The following is a 17997-nucleotide window of genomic DNA, read 5'->3' on the forward strand; positions in this document are numbered from 1 at the left end:
AGATAAGGTTGGGCCATGTATCGCTTGGCCCTCCTGATCCCATTCCTGATGGGATATTGCACGGATGAAACCCTGACCGGTTACGGCGCGGCAGACCAAGTCTTTGTTCTGAAAAGCATAAACGGCGCGCCATACCCAGCCCGCGCGACAATCACCTTCCCGCAAGAAGGCCAAATCACCGGCCAAGGCCCCTGCAACAGCTTTTCCGCCACGCAAGACGTGCCGTACCCGTGGTTCAAAGCCGGGCCAATTCGGGCCACGAAACGCGCCTGCCCCGACCTCACGGCGGAGGCCGACTATTTCGCGGCCCTCGCACACATGACCCTGTCGGAGGTCTCCGGCCCGAACCTGATACTCAGCACCGCCGATGGCGCGTTGATGGAATTTCTGGCCGAATAGGCGCCGCTAAAGTACGTCGATCAGCCGTCGCCGCGCCGCCGGAACAGGCTTGTTGCCAAGGGCACTGGCCATCCACCCTTCGATAAAATGCCCGGTCGTGCGCAACCCTTCAGGCACCTCGTCTAGCGCATCACTGCCAATCAACCCGCGCAAGGACGGGGGCAAAGGCAACAACCGATCCGCCCATTCCCCTGCGCCTTTCTCAGACACGGCCCGCCCTGATTTGGGCGACACATAGCGCAAATCTTGCGTTTCGCCCGTTACCGCGCAGCTGTCCAGATCCAGCCCGAACCCCATCTCTTCCAGCAAGGCCAATTCCCAAAACAAATAGGCCAAAGGCCAGACCGGGTCGCCGCCCAACCGGTCAAACAGATCAAGCGTTTGGGTGTAAAATTCCGGGTGCGGGTCGCGCTCGGCAAGCGCAAAACACAGCAAACCACAGACCGCATTCAACCCCGCCAAAGCCTGCCGGTCGCCCATGACCTGACCCGCGCGCGACTTCACCGGCTCAACAGTAAAAGCCCCCAAATGGTCCTGCAACCGCGCCCGCCATGACAGGTCCAGCTGCGCGCCGGGCTGCAAAACGGGCGCCAGTTTGCGCGACGTCCCGCCACGCACAACGCCCGCATGCAACCCGTGGTCTTTGGTAAACACCTCAATAATCGCTGCATGCTCACCGTGACGCCGCACTGAGAGCAATATTCCCTCCGCGCGCCACTCCATCAGCCCAATGCCCCTAACTTCATTGTTTCAAAAATATTCCGGGGGAGGTGCGCATGCACCGGGGGCAGAGCCCCCTCCATCGCGGCGCGCGCAGCGCGGCGCAAAACCTCATGCGCGCCGCAGGCGCTCATTCTGACAAGCCGGGCGCGTCCAGCAAATGCCGGCCGGCACGGTCTTCGACCTCGATCACCCAAAGGTCAGGGTCAAAACTGCGTTGTTTGGCAAGGGCCGCGTCGACCTCGGCCTCAGCGCCCTCCGCCAGCACGACCCAGGCCCGCTCTCCGCTCATCAGATCAAAGCTGCGCTGGTAGCAGCAGGCCTGCCCGTCCAGCGTGTTCAACTTCACCAACACCGCGCCCGCTGTAGCATCGCCCTTGGCCGTCACAAAGGCCGGGATATCTTCAAGCTGCAACCGGCGCAGATAGGCGCCGACCCAAAAGTCCGCTGTCAGACGCTCGCTCATGAATTCCCGTCTTTGAAATCGAGCCCCATCTCGGAATAGCGCTCTTTTTCTTCCAGCCAGCCGGGGCGCACTTTGACCTGCAAAAACAGATGAACTTTTCGGCCCAGAAACTCGACCAGTTCCTCCCGCGCGGCTTTGCCGACGGCTTTGATCGTCTCGCCTTTGTTGCCCAGCACGATGCCTTTATGCCCATCGCGCACCACGTAGATCACCTGATCGATCTTGGCGGAGCCGTCTTTGCGCTCTTCCCAATTTTCGGTCTCGACGGTCATTTGGTAGGGCAATTCCTGATGCAGTCGCAGCGTCAGCTTCTCGCGGGTGATCTCGGCGGCAATCATGCGCATCGGCAGATCAGCGATCTGGTCTTCGGGGTAGAGCCACGGGCCCGCTGGCATTTCACCCGCCAACCACTGGCGCAGCGCATCGGCGCCATGCCCTTTCTCGGCTGAGATCATGAAGGTCTCAGCAAAGGGATAGGCCTCGTTCAGCTCTTTCGTCAGGCCCAACAGCGCGTCCGATTTCACCTTGTCGATCTTGTTGATCGCCAGCGCGACTTTGGCGGTCCCGACGCGGTCGCCCAGCCCCTCCAAGATCGCTTTCACGCCTTCTGTGATGCCGCGATGCGCCTCTACCATCAGCACGACCACATCGGCGTCGCCCGCCCCGGTCCAGGCGGCAGCCACCATGGCACGGTCAAGACGGCGACGGGGCTTGAACAGACCGGGCGTGTCGACAAAGACCAGCTGCGCGGCCCCTTCCATGGCGACGCCACGAATGCGCGCGCGGGTGGTCTGCACCTTGTGGGTCACGATCGAGACTTTGGCGCCGACCATGCGGTTCAGCAGGGTGGATTTGCCCGCGTTTGGCTCCCCGATCAGGGCGACAAACCCGGCTCGTGTCTGTGCTTCACTCATTGCTTAAACTTTCCAATAGCGCCTTGGCGGCGGCCTGCTCTGCCTGACGTTTTGATCCGGCCCGAGCCTGCGCGCTGTGCCCGGTTTCGGCGCGGGCTTCAATGGTGAATTGCGGCGCGTGGTCGGGTCCGTCGCGTTTGATGATGTCATATTGGGGCGGGTTCTGGCCACGGGCTTGCAACAATTCCTGCAGCGCGGTTTTGGGGTCGCGCGCGTCGGCCTCAACGGTGGCGATGCGTTTGGCCCAGAAACGCAGGATCATGGCGCGCGCAGCCTCAAGGCCCCCATCCAGATAGACGGCTGCGATCACCGCCTCCATAGCGTCGCCCAGAAGCGCTTCCTTGCGGCGACCGCCGGAGACCATTTCGGATTTGCCCAGCTTTAGCACGGCGCCCAGTTCGATCTCGCGCGCGACGTCTGCGCAGGTTTCCTTGCGCACCAGCGCGTTGTAGCGGGGCGCAAGGATGCCCTCGGCGGCGGAGGTGTCATCTTTCAGGATCGCCTCGGCAATCACCAAGCCCAACACCCTGTCGCCCAAGAATTCGAGCCGTTGGTTGTCGGGCCGGGTGGCCGACGAGATCGAGCCATGCGTCAGCGCGCGCACCAGACGTTCGGGCTGCGCAAACTTATGGCCTAGACGCTGCATGAACGCGGCCAAATCCGCGGAGACCTTCATTCCACCCATTTAAACATCCGTCCTTTTTGGCCCTTTAACGAGAAGACGATAATCTCCGCCTTTCCGACCATATTTTCAAGCGGGACAAACCCGATGCCGCCCGCCGCTTCGGGGTAGCGCGAGATCCAGCGAATTATCTCGATTGTCGCCCATCACGAAAACATGGCCCGGGGGCACGTCAAACGGCCCCGCAAAATCAGCGGACAGCCCGTCCTTGATGTTGAGCGTCGCGAAGCGCGCGCCATTGGGCAGGGTCTCCATCGCCTGGGTTTTGGCGCAGATGCCGCCGATTGCTACGGGCGCGTTGCTGCACCGTACCGTGCCGTTTTCCAGCGAGTAGCGTTCTTCAAAATCAGCGATGGGTTGCTGATCCAGCGCGGCGCCGTTCAGATAGGTGACACCGGCGCGCAGCTCAACCGTGTCGCCGGGCAGGCCGATCACGCGCTTGATGTAATGGGTGTCTGTATTGGGATGCGCAAAAGTCGCCACATCGCCGCGTGCGGGTAGGCCACCGAACGGGCCCATATGATTAGCGCAGTCGCTGACCCGGCACATCAAGGCGGGAAAGCCGTATGCTGCGCGGTTGACCAGAAGATAGTCGCCCACCAGCAAGGCGGGCTTCATCGAACCGGTGGGGATCCAATAAGGACGGCAGATCAGGAACAGGGCGACAAAGCACAGCGCGATTGGCCCAAGGATGGCGATCAGCAGATATTCTGCCCGGCGCCGCTCTGCCATGCCTATTGGCCCCGCATGCCTATTGGATGGCCTCAAAGAAGCGGTCGCCGCGCCATGTCCAGAAAAACAGCATCCGGGTGCCGGCTGAGGAGAATATCACCCGGTCCGCGCGGCCCAGTAGGTTCTGGAAAGGCACCATGCCGACGCCGCCAATCGGCCCTTGCGGGAAGCGCGAGTCGATTGAATTGTCGCGGTTGTCGCCCATGAAGAAGAAATGGCCCTCAGGCACAGTGAAGATCGGCGTGTTATCCGCATTGGCTTGTCCTGCGGGCGGCTTCGGGCGGCTTTCGATGTTAAGCACAGCGTGCGGGCCGTAGCCGTCCAACATCTCGATTGAACGGGACTTGAGGCAATCCGCGCCCTCGCCCACAGCGCCATTTTCGCAGCGTGGGTAGCCGCCTTGCGACCCTTGGGCCGCGTATTCTTCGATGAACTGGCCGTCAGGTGATTGACGCTGTTCTTTGCCGTTCAAATACAGCACGCCTTCCTTCATCTGCACGGTGTCGCCGGGCAGACCGATCAGGCGTTTGATGTAATCCTGACCCGAGGTCGGATGGCGGAAGACGACCACGTCGCCTCGCTTCGGATCACGCGCCAGAATGCGGTCGGGGATCGGGCACATGCCGAAGGGGCAGGAAAACTTGGAATAGCCATAAGCCATTTTGTTGACGAACATGAAATCGCCGACCAGCAGCGTGTCTTTCATGGAGCCGGTTGGGATGTAGAACGGCTGGAAGAAGAAGCTGCGGAAAACGCCTGCGATCAGCAGCGCATAAACCACCGTTTTTATGGTTTCGGTCAGGCCGTCTTCTTTTTCGTCCGTGGTCGCCATGTCGCGCTCTTCCTCATCAATACAGGGGGTAAGTGCGGTCTGCGTTAGCTCGTGTCAAGCGTTCAGCGGTCGCGCCTCGATCACAACAAAGGCCTGCGCCCATGGGTGGTCATCGGTCAGCGTGACATGGATGATCGCCTCATGGCCCGCGGGGGTCATATCGGCCAGCCGTTCCGCCGCCCAGCCGGTGACTTTCATGACGGGCTGGCCGGTCTCCAGGTTGCTGACGGCCATGTCTTTCCACGAAATCCCCATGCGCAGGCCCGTGCCCAACGCTTTGGAGCAGGCTTCCTTCGCGGCCCAGCGCTTGGCGTAGGTGCCCGCCACATCCTGACGGCGTTCGGCCTTGCGCTGCTCTATTTCGGTAAAGACGCGGTTGCGGAACCGGTCGCCGAAACGTTCCAACGTGCCGGCAATACGCTCAATATTGGCCAGATCGGTCCCGACGCCCAAAATCATGTGAGCTTAGCCGTCAAAAGCTTCAGCGAGGCCGCCCCAAAGAGCAGCCCGAAGCCCGCATCAAAGACCCGTTTCGCCTTGAGATATCCCCGCGCAATCGGGGCGGAGGAGAAGATCACCGCATAGCTTAGAAACACTGTGCAAGACGTGGCCGACAGGCACAGGAACAGCACCCAAACGGCGGAGGCCGGGGCCTCTGGCACCAAGGCAATCGCGTAGATCGACCCCCAGCCCAAAATGGCCTTGGGGTTGGTCAGATGCAGCATCAACCCTTTGAGGAAAAACGCCTTGCGCGGCGTATTGCCATTGGCCGTGACGGGCTTGCCGTCCCAGGCGGATTTCAGCGACTTGATCGCCAGATACAACAGATAGGCCGCGCCGATATAGCGGATGGTTTCAAATAGCCAGACATTCGATGTCATAATCGCCGAAAACCCCAAAGCCGCCGCGATCCCCCAGCAGGCGGAGCCGACGACGACCCCAGCCGCCAATGCCAGACCGGACAGACGTCCATAGCCCATTGCAGTACCCGATATGGCCATTGTCGCGGGCCCGGGGGAGCCGCCACCAAGCGCCCAACCGAGCAGCAAAAGGGGCAATGGAAAGAGAAATGCTTCGGTCATGCGCGGGCCTCATCCATCAGGCGGCGCATCTCGGAAATGGCGGGGGTGAGACCGCGAAAGATCGCCTCCCCAATCAGGAAATGCCCGATATTGAGCTCCATCACCTCGGGAAAAGCCGCAACCGGCTGGACGCAATCATAGGTCAGCCCGTGGCCCGCATGGACCTCTAGCCCCAGATCATGCGCGAAGGTCGACATGGCGCGCAGCTTTTCCAGCTCGGCGTCACGGGTGGCGACATCGCCTTCGGCATGGGCGTCGCAATAGGCGCCGGTGTGCAGCTCGATCACTTGCGCGCCGATGCGGTGGGCGGCCTCGATCTGCTTTTGGTCTGCGGCGATGAAGATGGACACCCGGCAGCCTGCGTCGCGCAACGGCGCGATGTAATGGGCCAGCTGGTTTTCTTCGCGCGCGACCTCAAGCCCGCCCTCGGTGGTGCGTTCTTCGCGCTTTTCGGGCACTATGCAGACTGCGTGCGGTTTGTGGCGCAGCGCGATTTGCTGCATCTCGGCCGTGGCGGCCATTTCGAAATTCAACGGCACAGTGAGCGCGTCCATCAACCCTTCGATGTCGGGATCGGTGATATGGCGGCGGTCTTCGCGCAGATGCGCGGTGATGCCGTCGGCGCCCGCATCCTGCGCAATTTTGGCGGCGCGCACCGGATCGGGGACGGCCCCGCCGCGCGCGTTGCGCACGGTCGCGACGTGGTCAATGTTGACGCCCAAGCGCAATTTGCCAGCAAATTCCATCTCACATCTCCACAGTTCGTTTGAGCGCATAAAGGCAGGGAGCGCAGGCAGGCGCAAGAGGGGTCAGGAGCTGGATTTCTCCGCCGCTTTAGCCGCCTTTTTCTGCTTATGCTCTTGCCACTTCGCCTTGAGCCGCCCGCGCCTGCGGTTTTGGTAGGCCGTGATCAGCGGGGCGGACAGGTAATAGGCAATCGTGCCCGCAATCAGGCCCGGGATGATGCCGCCTACCAGATAGGGGAAGAACACCTCGTCATAGAAGCCGCCAAGCCGGTGCCAGTTGGCCCGGTCATCGGTGAAGATCGCGATGAAATTGTCTTTCAGGTCGCGCCCGGCACCCGCGAAGCGGCGCCCGATATTCATGTCTTCCTCAAACTCGGTGCCCAGCAGGAAATGCCCGGTTTTGAGCGAGATCACCCCAATCGGCAGGTAGGTCAGCGGGTTGCCGAAAAACGTGGCCATGAGGGAGGCCAGAATGTTGCCGCGCATCAGTTTGGCGATGCCTGCGGCGATGAAGAAATGGAAGCCGTAGAACGGACAGAAGGTAGTGAAGACGCCCGCAAATATCCCGCGTGAGATGCGTTTGGGATCGTCCGGCAGCCGCCGCACCCGGTGTTTGACATATTGCGCCGCGCGGCCCCAGCCGCCCTGTGGCCACAGCAAATGCAAGGCCCAGAGAGCCCATGTCTTCGGTGTGCGGCGCTTAAAAACCAATTCGTCCTCGTTCCTTGCGGCACTTCGTTGCCACGGTGTCGGTTTAGCCGCCGAATGCGGCAAAAATTTTACGGTGCGCGGTCCAAATCGCGATGCCTTTCGAGGGCGGCCACATCGCTGTCGGCGTCTATCGCGATCATCACGCCGTGCAGGTGCTCGGCGTCGCGCACATCCACGTCGATCAGGATACGAAAATAGTCCGGTTTGCGATCAATGAAATGCATGTCCGAGATATTTGCCTTCTGCTCGGCGATCAATGTGCAAATGCGCCCGAGGACGCCGAACTCGTTGCCGATCGTAGCGTCCAGCGTGACCGGGTTGCCGGCGGGATGTTCGCCGTCATGCCATTGCAGATCGACCCAGCGGTCCGGCTCATCTTCGAGCTTGGCCAGGGCTTCACAGGCAATGGCGTGCACGAACACCCCCTCGCCGCGCTGCTTGATGCCGACGATACGCTCGCCCGGAACCGGTTGGCAGCACGAGGCGCGGCGCACCTGCATGCCTGCAGGAAGGCCCGCGACAGCACGGTCGGGGTCGACCTTTGGCTTGATGGACCGCTCCGCCAGATCGGGATAGATCGCCTGCACCACAGCGCGCGCCGAAATCTCGGTGGAGCCCACTTGTTCCAGCACGTGATCCGCGTCATCAAGGTTCAGCTCTTTCGCCGCCGTCGCAAGCGCCTTATCGGTGGCCTTCTTGCCGACATGTTCAAACGCCGCGCGCGTCAATTCGCGCCCCAGCTTGATGAAGCGGTCGCGGTGTTCTTCGCGCAAGGATTTGCGGATCGCGGCCTTGGCGCGGCCGGTCACGGCAATGTCGATCCAGGTTGGCTGCGGGCGTTGCCCTTCGGCGGTGATAATCTCGACCGATTGGCCGTTTCTGAGCCGCGTCCAGAGCGGCACGCGCAGCCCATCCACCTTGGCGCCGACGCAGCTATGGCCGATGCGGGTGTGGATCGCGAAAGCGTAATCCAGCGGCGTGGCCCCGCGCGGCAGTTTGATCACATCGCCCTTGGGCGTGAAGCAGAAGACCTGATCGGAATACATCTCCAGCTTCACATGTTCGAGGAATTCGTCGTGATCCTCGTCCTTTTCGGTGCCAAAGCGTTCGGTCAGCTGGGTGACCCATTTGGACGGGTCCACGGCAAAGGGGTTTTCGACGCGTTCGCCGTCGCGGTAGGCCCAGTGCGCAGCAACGCCCGCTTCGGCGACTTCATGCATCTGGTGGGTGCGGATTTGCACTTCGACCCGCTTGCCGTCGCGGCCTGACACGGTTGTATGGATCGAGCGGTAGCCGTTCGATTTGGGCTGGCTGATATAATCCTTGAACCGACCGGGCACGGAGCGCCACCGCCTGTGGATCGCGCCCAGCACGCGGTAGCATTCATCCTCGGTCTGGCAAATCACGCGGAAGCCGTAAATGTCTGACAGGCGGGAGAAGCCCTGTTTCTTCTCCTCCATCTTGCGCCAGATGGAATAGGGCTTTTTCGCCCGGCCCGAGACGCGCGCCTCAATGCCGCTTGCGAACAGCTCGGCGCGGATGTCTTCGGTGATCTTGGGGACCACATTGCCGGTCTCTTTTTGCAGCGTGATAAAGCGGCGAATGATCGAGGCGCGTGCATCGGGGTTCAACACGCGGAAGGACAAATCCTCCAGCTCTTCGCGCATCCAATGCATCCCCATGCGGCCCGCCAAGGGCGCATAGATATCCATCGTCTCGCGCGACTTTTGCACCTGCTTTTCAGGCTTCATATGCCGGATGGTGCGCATGTTGTGCAGCCGGTCGGCCAGCTTCACAAGGATCACGCGCAAATCCTTCGACATCGCCATGAACAGCTTGCGGAAGTTTTCGGCCTGTTTGGTCTCGCTGGAGCTGAGCTGCAGGTTGGTCAGCTTGGTGACGCCGTCGACCAGCTCTGCCACCTCTGCGCCGAAGCGTTCTGAGATGTCGGAATAAGATGCCCGCGTGTCTTCGACCGTGTCATGCAGCAGCGCAGTCACGATGGTCGCGTCGTCAAGCTGTTGTTCGGTCAGCAGGGCTGCGACTTCTACCGGGTGGGTGAAGTAGGGATCGCCCGAATGGCGGGTCTGGCCCTCATGCATAAGGCCGCCAAAGTCATAGGCGGCCTTGATCAGCGTTTCGTTGGTCTTTGGATTGTAGGCGCGGATCAGGTCGATCAGGTCGCTTGCGTCCAGCATGTCCTAGTCCGAGGCCCCAAAAGGGCGCTTACTTGGCCTCTTGGGCTTCCATCAGCGCGCGCAGCAGTTTTTCCTCAGACATGTCGTCATCGGCGGGTTTGTCCTGCTCAACGCCCATCAGCAGCGCCATGGCGTCTTCTTCGGGCTCGTCAACTTCGATCTGGGTCTGGTTGCTCTCGATCATCCGCTCACGCAGGTCTTCTGCGCTTTGGGTTTCTTCTGCGATCTCACGCAAGGACACGACCGGGTTTTTGTCATTGTCGCGGTCCACGGTCAGCGACGCGCCTGCGGAAATCTCGCGGGCGCGGTGCGACGCAAGCATCACCAGATCAAAACGGTTTGGAACTTTATCGACGCAATCTTCGACGGTCACGCGGGCCATATGGGCTCTCCAGACAACTATCAGGGAATATCAGATGGCTCAGATAGGATGGTTTCGTTGCATTTACAAGCAGAAACCCCCTTATTTTACGACTCTTTTATCGGCTTCAACGTGGCGCGGTCGGCTGCGGGCAACGCGTCAAACAGCGCGCGCGCGGTTTGGTCCAAAACGGGATGGCGCCAATCGGGGTCCAGATCGCAGAACGGGCCCAGCACAAAAGAGCGGTCCTGCAGGCGCGGATGGGGCAAAATCAACCCGTCGGGCGCGCGGCGCTGTTGTTCTTCAAGCGGCAGGTCGCGCCAAGTTGAAAACGTCTCCCGATCAGGATGCACCAGATCGTCAAATGCCAGCAGGTCCAGATCGATCCCACGCGCCGCCCAACGCGCGTGCCGTTCACGTCCCAAAGACGCCTCGACCGCGTGCATCCGCGCCAAAAGTGCCCCTGCGTCAAGGGTGGTCTGGACCAGGACCGCCGCGTTCACAAAATCGGGGCCACTGCCTGCGGGGAATGCGGGGGTCGCGTAAAAACGACTCACTTTACTTATGGTTAACCCCTCACCGGTTAACCTTCTTATTGCCTCACGAATGGTTAACAATGGGGTCCCAAAGCTTGACGTTACGTTAGCTCCGAGGCCAATATAACCTAATTTGTTTACAATTGTTCGTTCCACGGGTTGCGGCATAGATTAATTTCCTTATTTTCCCCCAAGGCCCGTTCAATCCGACCATTCACACTCACGGTTCTTATCAGGACGGGCGCACATCGGAAGGAAATTTAATGTTCTACAAAGACGAGCGGCTGGCGCTGTTCATTGACGGGAGCAATTTATATGCTGCCGCCAAGTCTTTGGGGTTTGATATTGATTACAAGCTCCTCAGGCATGAGTTCATGCGACGTGGCAAATTGCTACGCGCATTTTACTACACGGCGCTGCTGGAAAATGACGAATATTCACCGATCCGCCCGCTGGTGGACTGGCTGAATTACAACGGCTTCACCATGGTGACCAAAGCCGCCAAGGAATATACCGACCGCGAGGGGAGACGGAAGGTAAAGGGCAACATGGATATCGAGCTGACGGTCGACGCCATGGAGCTGGCCCCGCATGTGGACCACATTGTTCTGTTCTCTGGCGACGGCGATTTCCGCCCGCTTCTGGAAGCTGTGCAACGCAAGGGCGTGCGCGTGTCGGTGGTGTCCACCATTCGCTCAAACCCACCCATGATCTCGGATGAGCTGCGCCGCCAGGCTGACAACTTCATCGAGCTAGACGAGCTGCGCGACGTCATCGGCCGCCCTCCACGTGAGGAAACGATGGCACCGACCAGCCGCCCCGTGGAAACCACGGTCGAGTAAGCCAGAAGGCTTCGGGGGCTTCGGCCCCCTTTTTCTTGGCCTTCGGCTTCATCGCGCAGGCAAGGTGCCCGGACTAAGGCGCCGCAGGTGTGAGCACTCCCGTGACCTGACCACCGAAGACCAACGGCGCGGGCGGTGCTGCGCTGGGAAAGGTGAACAGCGTGAATTCGCCACCCTCTGGCGGCAGGATCGCGAAATCGCTCGTTGTACCGTCGCCGGTCCCGCGTTCCCCGACCCTGACCTGAAAGGCACGCGTCTCAGAGCGGTCTTCGAGGCGTTGGTTTTCAAAACACGCCACTGGGTCGCCGGTTTCCCCGGAGTAGACGACGCTATCGGAAAACGTCTGCGAGGATGGGATCTCAAAATAAAAGCTCAGACTTGCAATGATGCGACCGCCTTGCGTGACCGTAACTTCGAAATCCTGGTCCGCTACAGAGAACACAACATCGCCCCGACGGGTCCAACCGACAAAGCCTACCTCCCAAGCCCCAAGCGGGCCGCCGAATTCCAGGTAGTCCCAGCTCAACTCATAGGGCATGTCGGGGTCGATGAACTCCTCCTCGCGCAGATATTGGTCGACGTCCTGACGCACGAGGGCTTCGTCAAAACACTGCCGAAACACGTCGCCCGCAACGCCCCCGTCTGTGGTCTCCAGCAGTTCGTCACCCTCTGGCGCGCTATATAAAAAGGCGTAGTATTCGGTGGTGTCGCCCACGAATTCCTCCAGGACGCCAGCAATCCGGTCACCCCCGCGGCGCTGAGACAACGCCGTGAAAAAGCCCTCAAACTGACTTTCCCCGATCTGCTGGAATTCCCGACGCCACCCCTCATAAAGCACATCGCGCGCCGCGCCGGGGCGGCCCCTAATCACGGTCACCCGGTCTATGAGTTCGAAGTCGCCATTCGAGTTTGAGATTTCTCGCGCGACATAGATGTCTGGCGACCCTTCGGCCTGTTCAGCCAATTCTGCCAGACCGCCGCCAAGGCCCTGAAAAATGCTGCATCCAGCGAGCGGAATAAAAGCGGTTAAAGCCAAGTTTCTTAAAACAGACATATCAAAATCCAAAAATTCGTTAAAAAATCATAAGTAGCATGCTGCCGCGTTTGACGCAAAACAGGTGCTTGCGTTGACGAGGCGCCTTCGTTGCGCGTAGGCTTTGGCTTTTACGATTACTTTTTAGACGGAGTGTTTGATATGAAAGCCATTCTTCTGATGGGGTGCCTTGCGCTTGCGCCCGCTGCTGCCAATGCCGCAACATTTACCTTCGACATGGTGGTCACAGAAAGCCGCGACCTCAACCCAGCACCTGACCCTTCTGTGCCTGCCTTCGATTTACCCGATGTAGGTTCGACCGGGACAGTGACGGTCACGCTGAACGACACGATGTTCAATGGCTCGCCCGATATCCCCGACCCGAGCGAAAACATAAACGCCCTATTGCAAGTGTCCGCCAGCTTTGGCGACATGACCTCACGGCTGACCCAGCCGTCCATTTTCGCCTTTGGCCCGGCAGGTGATTTTAGATTTGCCAATGGCACATTCTCGGCGATTGAAATCGACACATCGACGATCCCCGACAGCACCGCACTTGCGGGCTCCTTCCGTTTCTTCGCCCCTGCGGGCACTGCCGTGCCGACCACGCTGAGCGACATTGAAGCCTTGCTCGGCAATCTGGCCACAACCGCATCGTTCAGCTTCAACGGCGACATCAACCAGGAATTTGTGTCCTTCGTGGCAGAAACGTCCAGCACGCCGGGGGTTCCGGCTGTGCCACTGCCTGCGGGTGGGGCGCTTTTGCTCAGCGGAATTGCCGGGTTGGGCCTTGCGCGCAAACGGCGGCGCGCCGCACGGGCTTAAGTTGAACGCAATGGCGTGGGCTGGACGTTTGGGGTCAACATAATTACCTCTGGAACAAACACCGGAGCACCCAATGACCAAACCGCCTTTGACCCTTTATCTTGCCGCCCCGCGCGGGTTCTGCGCGGGCGTTGACCGCGCGATCAAGATTGTCGAGATGGCGTTGGAAAAATGGGGCGCGCCGGTCTATGTGCGCCACGAGATCGTGCATAACAAATTCGTCGTGGACGGGTTGCGCGACAAGGGCGCGGTGTTTGTCGAGGAATTGCATGAATGCCCCGATGACCGGCCGGTCATCTTCTCGGCGCATGGCGTGCCGAAGGCCGTCCCGGCTGCCGCCGCCAAGCGGGAGATGATCTACGTGGACGCCACCTGCCCGCTGGTCAGCAAGGTCCATATCGAAGCCGCACGCCACCATGACAACGGGTTGCAGATGGTCATGATCGGCCATGAAGGCCACCCTGAAACCGTGGGCACAATGGGCCAATTGCCCGATGGGGAGGTCCTGCTGGTCGAGACCGCCGAAGACGTGGCCACCATCACCCCGCGCGACCCCGATAAGCTGGCCTTCATTACCCAGACCACCCTGTCCGTCGATGACACTGCCGACATCGTGGCGGCGCTGCAAAACCGCTTCCCGGGCATCGTCGGCCCGCACAAAGAAGACATCTGCTACGCGACCACCAACCGGCAGGAAGCCGTCAAAGCCATGGCCGCCAAGACACCTGCGATGCTGGTGATCGGCGCGCCAAATTCGTCGAACTCCAAGCGCTTGGTCGAGGTCGGCGCGCGTGCGGGCTGCGGTTACGCCCAGCTGGTGCAACGCGCCTCAGAGATCGACTGGCGCGCGCTGGAGGGGATCACCTCCATCGGCATCACCGCCGGCGCGTCGGCGCCTGAAGTGCTGATCAACGAAGTCGTCGACGCATTCAAAGACAAATATGACACCACGGTCGAGATGGTGGAAACCGCCGTAGAGAACGTCGAATTCAAAGTGCCGCGCGTGCTGCGCGAACCGGCCTAGGCGCGATGCGCGCGGTTTTCATCTTGCTGGCTTTGATTGCATGGCCTGCCTTCGGTGACACCGCGAAAACAGACCGCATTATGGCCGCATTTGAGGGCTGGCTCGATACGTATAACATCGAGACGGCCTCCATCGCTGTTATCGACCAGGCCGGTCAGCTGGACGCAAAAGGGTACGGCCAGCCCGCCGAGGCGCCGGTCACGCTCGCCAGTTTGTCCAAGGCGATTACCGGGGCCTGCATCGCCGTGCTGCAACAGGAGGGCGTTTTTGATCTCGACGCCCCGATCGCCGCGCTGCTGGGCATGCCCACTGCCCAAGGCCGCCTGTCGGATTTCCTGTCGCAAACATCTGGGTTGGGGCCAGATCGCACGCAAGGAAAGCCTTGGCATTTGGACCCGGACCGCAGGCCACGTCACCAGATCGCGAGCCAAACCGCGCTGGCCGCCCCGCGCGGGGAGACCAGCTTTCGCTACAATAACGAAAACTTTGCCGTGCTGGGCGCGGTCATCGATGCGGTGGCGCAAGACAGCTATACCGCCGATTGCAACGCATTGGTTCTGGCGCCCTTGGGCATCACGACCGCCGCGCTTGACCCGGTCTGGGGGCCGCATGGGGCATGGGGCGGCTGGGCCATGTCAGTGGGCGACTATGCCCGCTTCGTAAAGGAATGGTTCGGCTCTGAACGCAACATCGGGCGCGACCCGTTGGCCTGGCCCCATGCCGATCTGGGCCGCGAGAGATATTACATCATGGGCGCGTTTCACCGCGAGCGTCGGGGCCAGAACCTGTTCTGGCACGCGGGCGGGCTGTGTTGGAACGGCGAAGGCGCAGGGTCCTACTTTGTGAGCTTCGGCGGCGACCCGGTCGTGGTTGTCAGCTATCAGGCTTGCGTCGATCAAGACGCAAGCGCGGCACTTGACAGCGCTCTGTTCAACGCTGCTGTGCGTTGATCCCGTTACTTAGGAAGCCGCTCCTTTAGACGCAGGTTCAAGCCCGAGATCGCGCAACCTGTCTGCCAAGCTGGGTGCCGTCAGCCAGTGCGCGAATTGGTGTGCCGCCGCGTTTGCCCCCGCCGCCAGGCAAAAGGCGAGGTCAATATGCACGGCCAAGTCGCGCGGGCAGATGCATCTTGCGAAAACGCCCGGCACCGGCGCCACATTGGTCAGCGGCAAGGCCGCGACTTCAACCTCGCCGTTTTGAAGCGCGGCCATTGGTCCGCCGCCTTGCATCAACCGCAGCTTGCCTTGAAGCGTATCAGTGATCTTCAGGTCACTAGCCAACTTAGCAAACTGCGCGCCGCTTGTGCCCGTTTGCGTAATGGCGATGCTGTCGGCCCGCTCCAGAAACCCGGCGATGTCGTCTGGCTGCGTGCGCGACTTCACCCCGTCTTGGCCCTGCACCGCAAAGCATAGCGGGGAATAGCCCAGCAGCCGCAGCCCGCCCGCGTCGCATCCGCCGCGCGCGACAACCTGTTGGATATAGACGGGGTTCGACAGCGCAATGGACCAGTCAGCCCCGCCCGCAATATGGCCGGGCACTTCGGGGTTGAGCATCAGGGCCACGTCAAACGCATATCCGGTCTCGGCAGTGAAGGACGGCGCAATGGAGTCGAACACGTCTTTCAGGGCGACCGGAAGCACAATTTTTATCGTCTCGGCGTCCATCCTCTGCCCCGCAATGCTTCGCAGCTATGACGCTAGCAGAGAGGGCGCGGGTTTGAAACGCGACGCAATCTTTTCTGGCACATCCCCCGTGACATCGCCGACCAGCGTGATACGTCTGATCCATCCCTAGCTCGGAGCGCGCCATGATCACATTTCAGTTCCTGCTGACCGCCCTCGTCGTCGTCATCGCGCCGGGCACCGGGGTCATCTACACGCTGGCGCTGGGGCTTGGCCAAGGCAGGCGCGCGGCGCTTTGGGCAGCACTTGGGTGCACCTTCGGGATCGTGCCGCATTTGGCCGCGGCGACCTTGGGGCTGGCGGCGCTGCTGCACACATCTGCGGTGTTGTTTCAAACGGTGAAATTCGCGGGCGTGGCCTATTTGCTGTATCTCGCGTGGCAGGCGTTGAAATCCGATGGCGCGCTGGCGGTGACGTCCAAAACCACCAGGCAATCTGGCTGGTTGATCGCCCGGCGCGGCGCCTTGATCAACATTTTGAACCCGAAACTGTCGATCTTCTTTCTGGCCCTGCTTCCGCCGTTCCTGTCGGGCAACCCGGCCAGCGCAACGCTGGAAATGGCCACGCTGGGCGCGGTTTTCATGGCACTGACCTTCGCGGTGTTCGTGCTCTACGGGCTGTTTGCCGCGCGGGCGCGTGACGCGATCCTGGGCTCGGAACGCATCATGCTCTGGCTCAACCGTTCCTTCGCCGCGATCTTTGCGGCGCTTGGCGCGAAGCTGGCATTTGAACGCGCATGATCCCCCGCGCGCCGCTCTTTCTTGGTCTTGCCGGTCTGCTGCCTTTCCTTTGGGCCGCGCTTGGCATCTTGGTCCCGGCGCTGTCGGACGCCACGGTCAACCTGCTTGGCGCGCGGTTCAACGCGCCCTATGTGCTGATCGCCTATGGAACCGTCATCTTGTGTTTCATGTCCGGCGTCTTGTGGGGCTTTGCTGTCAAATCCGACCGTGCCCTGCCCTACGCAGTCTCTGTGATCCCCGCGCTTTGGGCGTTTTTCACCATCGGCGGCGGCGAAGGCCAAGCCACATCAGCCGTTATCGTGGGCTTCATTCTGGTCTTCGCCTGCGATATGCAATTCGCCAATTGGGGCCTGACGCCGCCCTGGTGGCTTAAACTCCGCACGCTCCTCACCGCCATCGTGCTGGCCTGTTTGTTGATTGGACAATTCGCATGAGCGACACACGCACCATCGCTGTCTACGACGCCCGCGCGCGGCAATATCTGGACATGGTCTCCAAAGACACGCCCGATCAGGATTTGCAGGCCTTTATCGACGCCATGCCCGAAGGCGGCCGCGCGCTGGATCTGGGCTGCGGGCCGGGCAATTCGGCGGCCATGATGCGCGATGCGGGGCTGGAGGTAGACGCCTGGGACGCCTCCATCCAAATGGTGCAAATTGCGCGAACCAAATACAAGCTCGACGCGCGCAAGGCCGTGTTTGACGATCTGGACGCGGAGGGAACCTATGATGGCATCTGGGCCAATTTCTCACTGCTGCATGCGCCCAAATCTGACATGGGGCGGCATCTGGCCGCGATCAAACGCGCTCTGAAACCCGGCGGGATTTTCCATATCGGCATGAAGCTGGGCGAGGACGACAAGCGCGACACGATCGGCAGGCTCTACGCCTATTACACGCTGGATGAGCTGAAAACCTACCTCACGGAGGCAGGCTTCACACCGTGCACGACCCGCGAAGGCCAAGAAGCCGGGCTGTCGGGCGAGGTCGCGCCATTTGCGATTATCCTGTCCGATGGCTGAGCTGTTTGCCTACACAGACGGCGCCTGTTCCGGCAACCCCGGACCGGGCGGCTGGGGCGCGATCCTGATCGCGCGCGAAGGCGACACCGTGGTCAAAGAACGCGAGCTCAATGGCGGGGAAGCGCAAACCACCAACAACCGGATGGAGCTTTTGGCGGCCATCAACGCCTTGGAAACGCTGCAAAAACCGTCCACGCTGACAGTCGTGACCGACAGCGCCTATGTCAAAGACGGCATCACCAAATGGATCTATGGCTGGAAGTCGAAAGGCTGGAAGAAGAAGGGCGGGGAGATCAAGAATATCGATCTGTGGAAGCGGCTCGACGCCGCCCGCGACCGCCACGACGTGACATGGGAATGGGTCAAGGGCCATGCGGGGCACCCCGAAAATGAACGCGCCGATGAGCTGGCCCGCGCCGGTATGGCGCCCTACAAGCCGTGATCCACAAAG

At 60.9% G+C, this 17997-nt stretch carries 24 protein-coding genes; 9 read left to right on the forward strand and 15 right to left on the reverse strand.

Going from position 1 to position 17997, the window contains the following annotated elements:
• Nucleotides 1-15 precede the first annotated feature (15 nt).
• On the forward strand, nucleotides 16-399 hold the full coding sequence (locus tag ACZ1G7_RS08875; protein ID WP_472663456.1) for an META domain-containing protein: 384 nt from the start codon (nucleotides 16-18) through the stop codon (nucleotides 397-399).
• A gap of 6 nt (nucleotides 400-405) precedes the next feature.
• On the opposite strand, the gene recO is transcribed toward ACZ1G7_RS08875, so the two are convergent.
• From recO to folK, 13 genes are all read right to left on the reverse strand, one after another.
• Nucleotides 406-1122, reverse strand: a complete 717-nt coding sequence (gene recO / locus ACZ1G7_RS08880; protein ID WP_472663457.1) for a DNA repair protein RecO — start codon at nucleotides 1120-1122, stop codon at nucleotides 406-408.
• A 127-nt stretch (nucleotides 1123-1249) separates the two neighbouring features.
• On the reverse strand, nucleotides 1250-1585 hold the full coding sequence (locus ACZ1G7_RS08885) for a DUF1491 family protein (protein ID WP_472663458.1): 336 nt from the start codon (nucleotides 1583-1585) through the stop codon (nucleotides 1250-1252).
• Nucleotides 1582-2499, reverse strand: a complete 918-nt coding sequence (gene era, locus ACZ1G7_RS08890) for a GTPase Era (protein WP_472663459.1) — start codon at nucleotides 2497-2499, stop codon at nucleotides 1582-1584. Before era ends, ACZ1G7_RS08885 begins: the two co-directional genes overlap by 4 nt.
• The gene (gene rnc / locus ACZ1G7_RS08895) at nucleotides 2492-3175 is read right to left on the reverse strand and encodes a ribonuclease III (RefSeq protein ID WP_472663702.1); all 684 of its coding nucleotides are present in this window, start codon (nucleotides 3173-3175) and stop codon (nucleotides 2492-2494) included. The genes era and rnc overlap by 8 nt, the downstream gene beginning before the upstream one ends.
• 75 nt (nucleotides 3176-3250) lie before the next feature.
• Nucleotides 3251-3913, reverse strand: a complete 663-nt coding sequence (gene lepB, locus ACZ1G7_RS08900) for a signal peptidase I (RefSeq protein ID WP_472663460.1) — start codon at nucleotides 3911-3913, stop codon at nucleotides 3251-3253.
• A 19-nt stretch (nucleotides 3914-3932) separates the two neighbouring features.
• Complete coding sequence (lepB, locus tag ACZ1G7_RS08905) at nucleotides 3933-4745, reverse strand: signal peptidase I (RefSeq protein ID WP_472663461.1); 813 nt, start codon at nucleotides 4743-4745, stop codon at nucleotides 3933-3935.
• Nucleotides 4746-4799: 54 nt separating this feature from the next.
• Nucleotides 4800-5204 (reverse strand): holo-ACP synthase, encoded by a 405-nt coding sequence (acpS, locus tag ACZ1G7_RS08910; protein WP_472663462.1) that lies wholly within the window; start codon nucleotides 5202-5204, stop codon nucleotides 4800-4802.
• Nucleotides 5201-5827: a LysE family translocator gene (locus ACZ1G7_RS08915; RefSeq protein WP_472663463.1), complete on the reverse strand. Its 627-nt coding sequence runs from the start codon at nucleotides 5825-5827 to the stop codon at nucleotides 5201-5203. The genes acpS and ACZ1G7_RS08915 overlap by 4 nt, the downstream gene beginning before the upstream one ends.
• Nucleotides 5824-6573 carry a pyridoxine 5'-phosphate synthase gene (locus tag ACZ1G7_RS08920; RefSeq protein ID WP_472663464.1) on the reverse strand — a complete coding sequence of 250 codons (750 nt, stop codon included), beginning with the start codon at nucleotides 6571-6573 and terminating at the stop codon, nucleotides 5824-5826. The genes ACZ1G7_RS08915 and ACZ1G7_RS08920 overlap by 4 nt, the downstream gene beginning before the upstream one ends.
• A gap of 63 nt (nucleotides 6574-6636) precedes the next feature.
• The gene (locus ACZ1G7_RS08925; RefSeq protein ID WP_472663465.1) at nucleotides 6637-7284 is read right to left on the reverse strand and encodes a DUF2062 domain-containing protein; all 648 of its coding nucleotides are present in this window, start codon (nucleotides 7282-7284) and stop codon (nucleotides 6637-6639) included.
• Between the two features lie 68 nt (nucleotides 7285-7352).
• A complete protein-coding gene (locus ACZ1G7_RS08930) occupies nucleotides 7353-9482 on the reverse strand; it encodes a RelA/SpoT family protein (RefSeq protein ID WP_472663466.1) in 2130 nt (709 codons plus the stop codon).
• Nucleotides 9483-9510: 28 nt separating this feature from the next.
• Nucleotides 9511-9864 carry a DNA-directed RNA polymerase subunit omega gene (gene rpoZ / locus ACZ1G7_RS08935; protein WP_472663467.1) on the reverse strand — a complete coding sequence of 118 codons (354 nt, stop codon included), beginning with the start codon at nucleotides 9862-9864 and terminating at the stop codon, nucleotides 9511-9513.
• An 86-nt stretch (nucleotides 9865-9950) separates the two neighbouring features.
• Nucleotides 9951-10547, reverse strand: coding sequence for a 2-amino-4-hydroxy-6-hydroxymethyldihydropteridine diphosphokinase (gene folK, locus ACZ1G7_RS08940; RefSeq protein WP_472663468.1), 597 nt, complete (start codon nucleotides 10545-10547; stop codon nucleotides 9951-9953).
• Nucleotides 10548-10642: 95 nt separating this feature from the next.
• On the opposite strand from folK, the gene ACZ1G7_RS08945 reads away from it, so the two are divergent.
• Nucleotides 10643-11221, forward strand: a complete 579-nt coding sequence (locus tag ACZ1G7_RS08945; RefSeq protein ID WP_472663469.1) for a LabA-like NYN domain-containing protein — start codon at nucleotides 10643-10645, stop codon at nucleotides 11219-11221.
• A 73-nt stretch (nucleotides 11222-11294) separates the two neighbouring features.
• On the opposite strand, the gene ACZ1G7_RS08950 is transcribed toward ACZ1G7_RS08945, so the two are convergent.
• Nucleotides 11295-12275: a hypothetical protein gene (locus ACZ1G7_RS08950; RefSeq protein WP_472663470.1), complete on the reverse strand. Its 981-nt coding sequence runs from the start codon at nucleotides 12273-12275 to the stop codon at nucleotides 11295-11297.
• 141 nt (nucleotides 12276-12416) lie between these two features.
• Here ACZ1G7_RS08950 and ACZ1G7_RS08955 point away from each other — a divergent pair, with 141 nt between their 5' ends.
• The 3 genes from ACZ1G7_RS08955 (at nucleotide 12417) to ACZ1G7_RS08965 (ending at nucleotide 15053) form a co-directional block, all read left to right on the forward strand.
• Complete coding sequence (locus tag ACZ1G7_RS08955) at nucleotides 12417-13079, forward strand: VPLPA-CTERM sorting domain-containing protein (RefSeq protein WP_472663471.1); 663 nt, start codon at nucleotides 12417-12419, stop codon at nucleotides 13077-13079.
• A gap of 73 nt (nucleotides 13080-13152) precedes the next feature.
• Nucleotides 13153-14103 (forward strand): 4-hydroxy-3-methylbut-2-enyl diphosphate reductase, encoded by a 951-nt coding sequence (gene ispH, locus ACZ1G7_RS08960; RefSeq protein WP_472663472.1) that lies wholly within the window; start codon nucleotides 13153-13155, stop codon nucleotides 14101-14103.
• Nucleotides 14104-14108: 5 nt separating this feature from the next.
• On the forward strand, nucleotides 14109-15053 hold the full coding sequence (locus ACZ1G7_RS08965; RefSeq protein WP_472663473.1) for a serine hydrolase domain-containing protein: 945 nt from the start codon (nucleotides 14109-14111) through the stop codon (nucleotides 15051-15053).
• Between the two features lie 9 nt (nucleotides 15054-15062).
• Here the strand turns inward: ACZ1G7_RS08965 and ACZ1G7_RS08970 are convergent, their stop codons facing one another.
• The gene (locus ACZ1G7_RS08970) at nucleotides 15063-15767 is read right to left on the reverse strand and encodes a substrate-binding domain-containing protein (protein WP_472663474.1); all 705 of its coding nucleotides are present in this window, start codon (nucleotides 15765-15767) and stop codon (nucleotides 15063-15065) included.
• Between the two features lie 143 nt (nucleotides 15768-15910).
• Between ACZ1G7_RS08970 and ACZ1G7_RS08975 the strand changes: the two genes are divergently transcribed.
• Genes ACZ1G7_RS08975 through rnhA form a run of 4 tightly spaced genes read left to right on the forward strand, consistent with a single transcriptional unit; the run spans nucleotide 15911 to nucleotide 17988 of the window.
• Nucleotides 15911-16525, forward strand: coding sequence for a LysE family translocator (locus ACZ1G7_RS08975; RefSeq protein ID WP_472663475.1), 615 nt, complete (start codon nucleotides 15911-15913; stop codon nucleotides 16523-16525).
• Nucleotides 16522-16959, forward strand: a complete 438-nt coding sequence (locus ACZ1G7_RS08980) for a DUF3429 domain-containing protein (RefSeq protein WP_472663476.1) — start codon at nucleotides 16522-16524, stop codon at nucleotides 16957-16959. Before ACZ1G7_RS08975 ends, ACZ1G7_RS08980 begins: the two co-directional genes overlap by 4 nt.
• Complete coding sequence (locus ACZ1G7_RS08985) at nucleotides 16956-17546, forward strand: class I SAM-dependent methyltransferase (RefSeq protein ID WP_472663477.1); 591 nt, start codon at nucleotides 16956-16958, stop codon at nucleotides 17544-17546. Before ACZ1G7_RS08980 ends, ACZ1G7_RS08985 begins: the two co-directional genes overlap by 4 nt.
• A complete protein-coding gene (gene rnhA, locus ACZ1G7_RS08990; protein WP_472663478.1) occupies nucleotides 17539-17988 on the forward strand; it encodes a ribonuclease HI in 450 nt (149 codons plus the stop codon). Before ACZ1G7_RS08985 ends, rnhA begins: the two co-directional genes overlap by 8 nt.
• The last annotated feature ends 9 nt before the right edge of the window (nucleotides 17989-17997 follow it).

It is taken from the genome of Litoreibacter sp. JB4-2 (genome assembly GCF_055693445.1).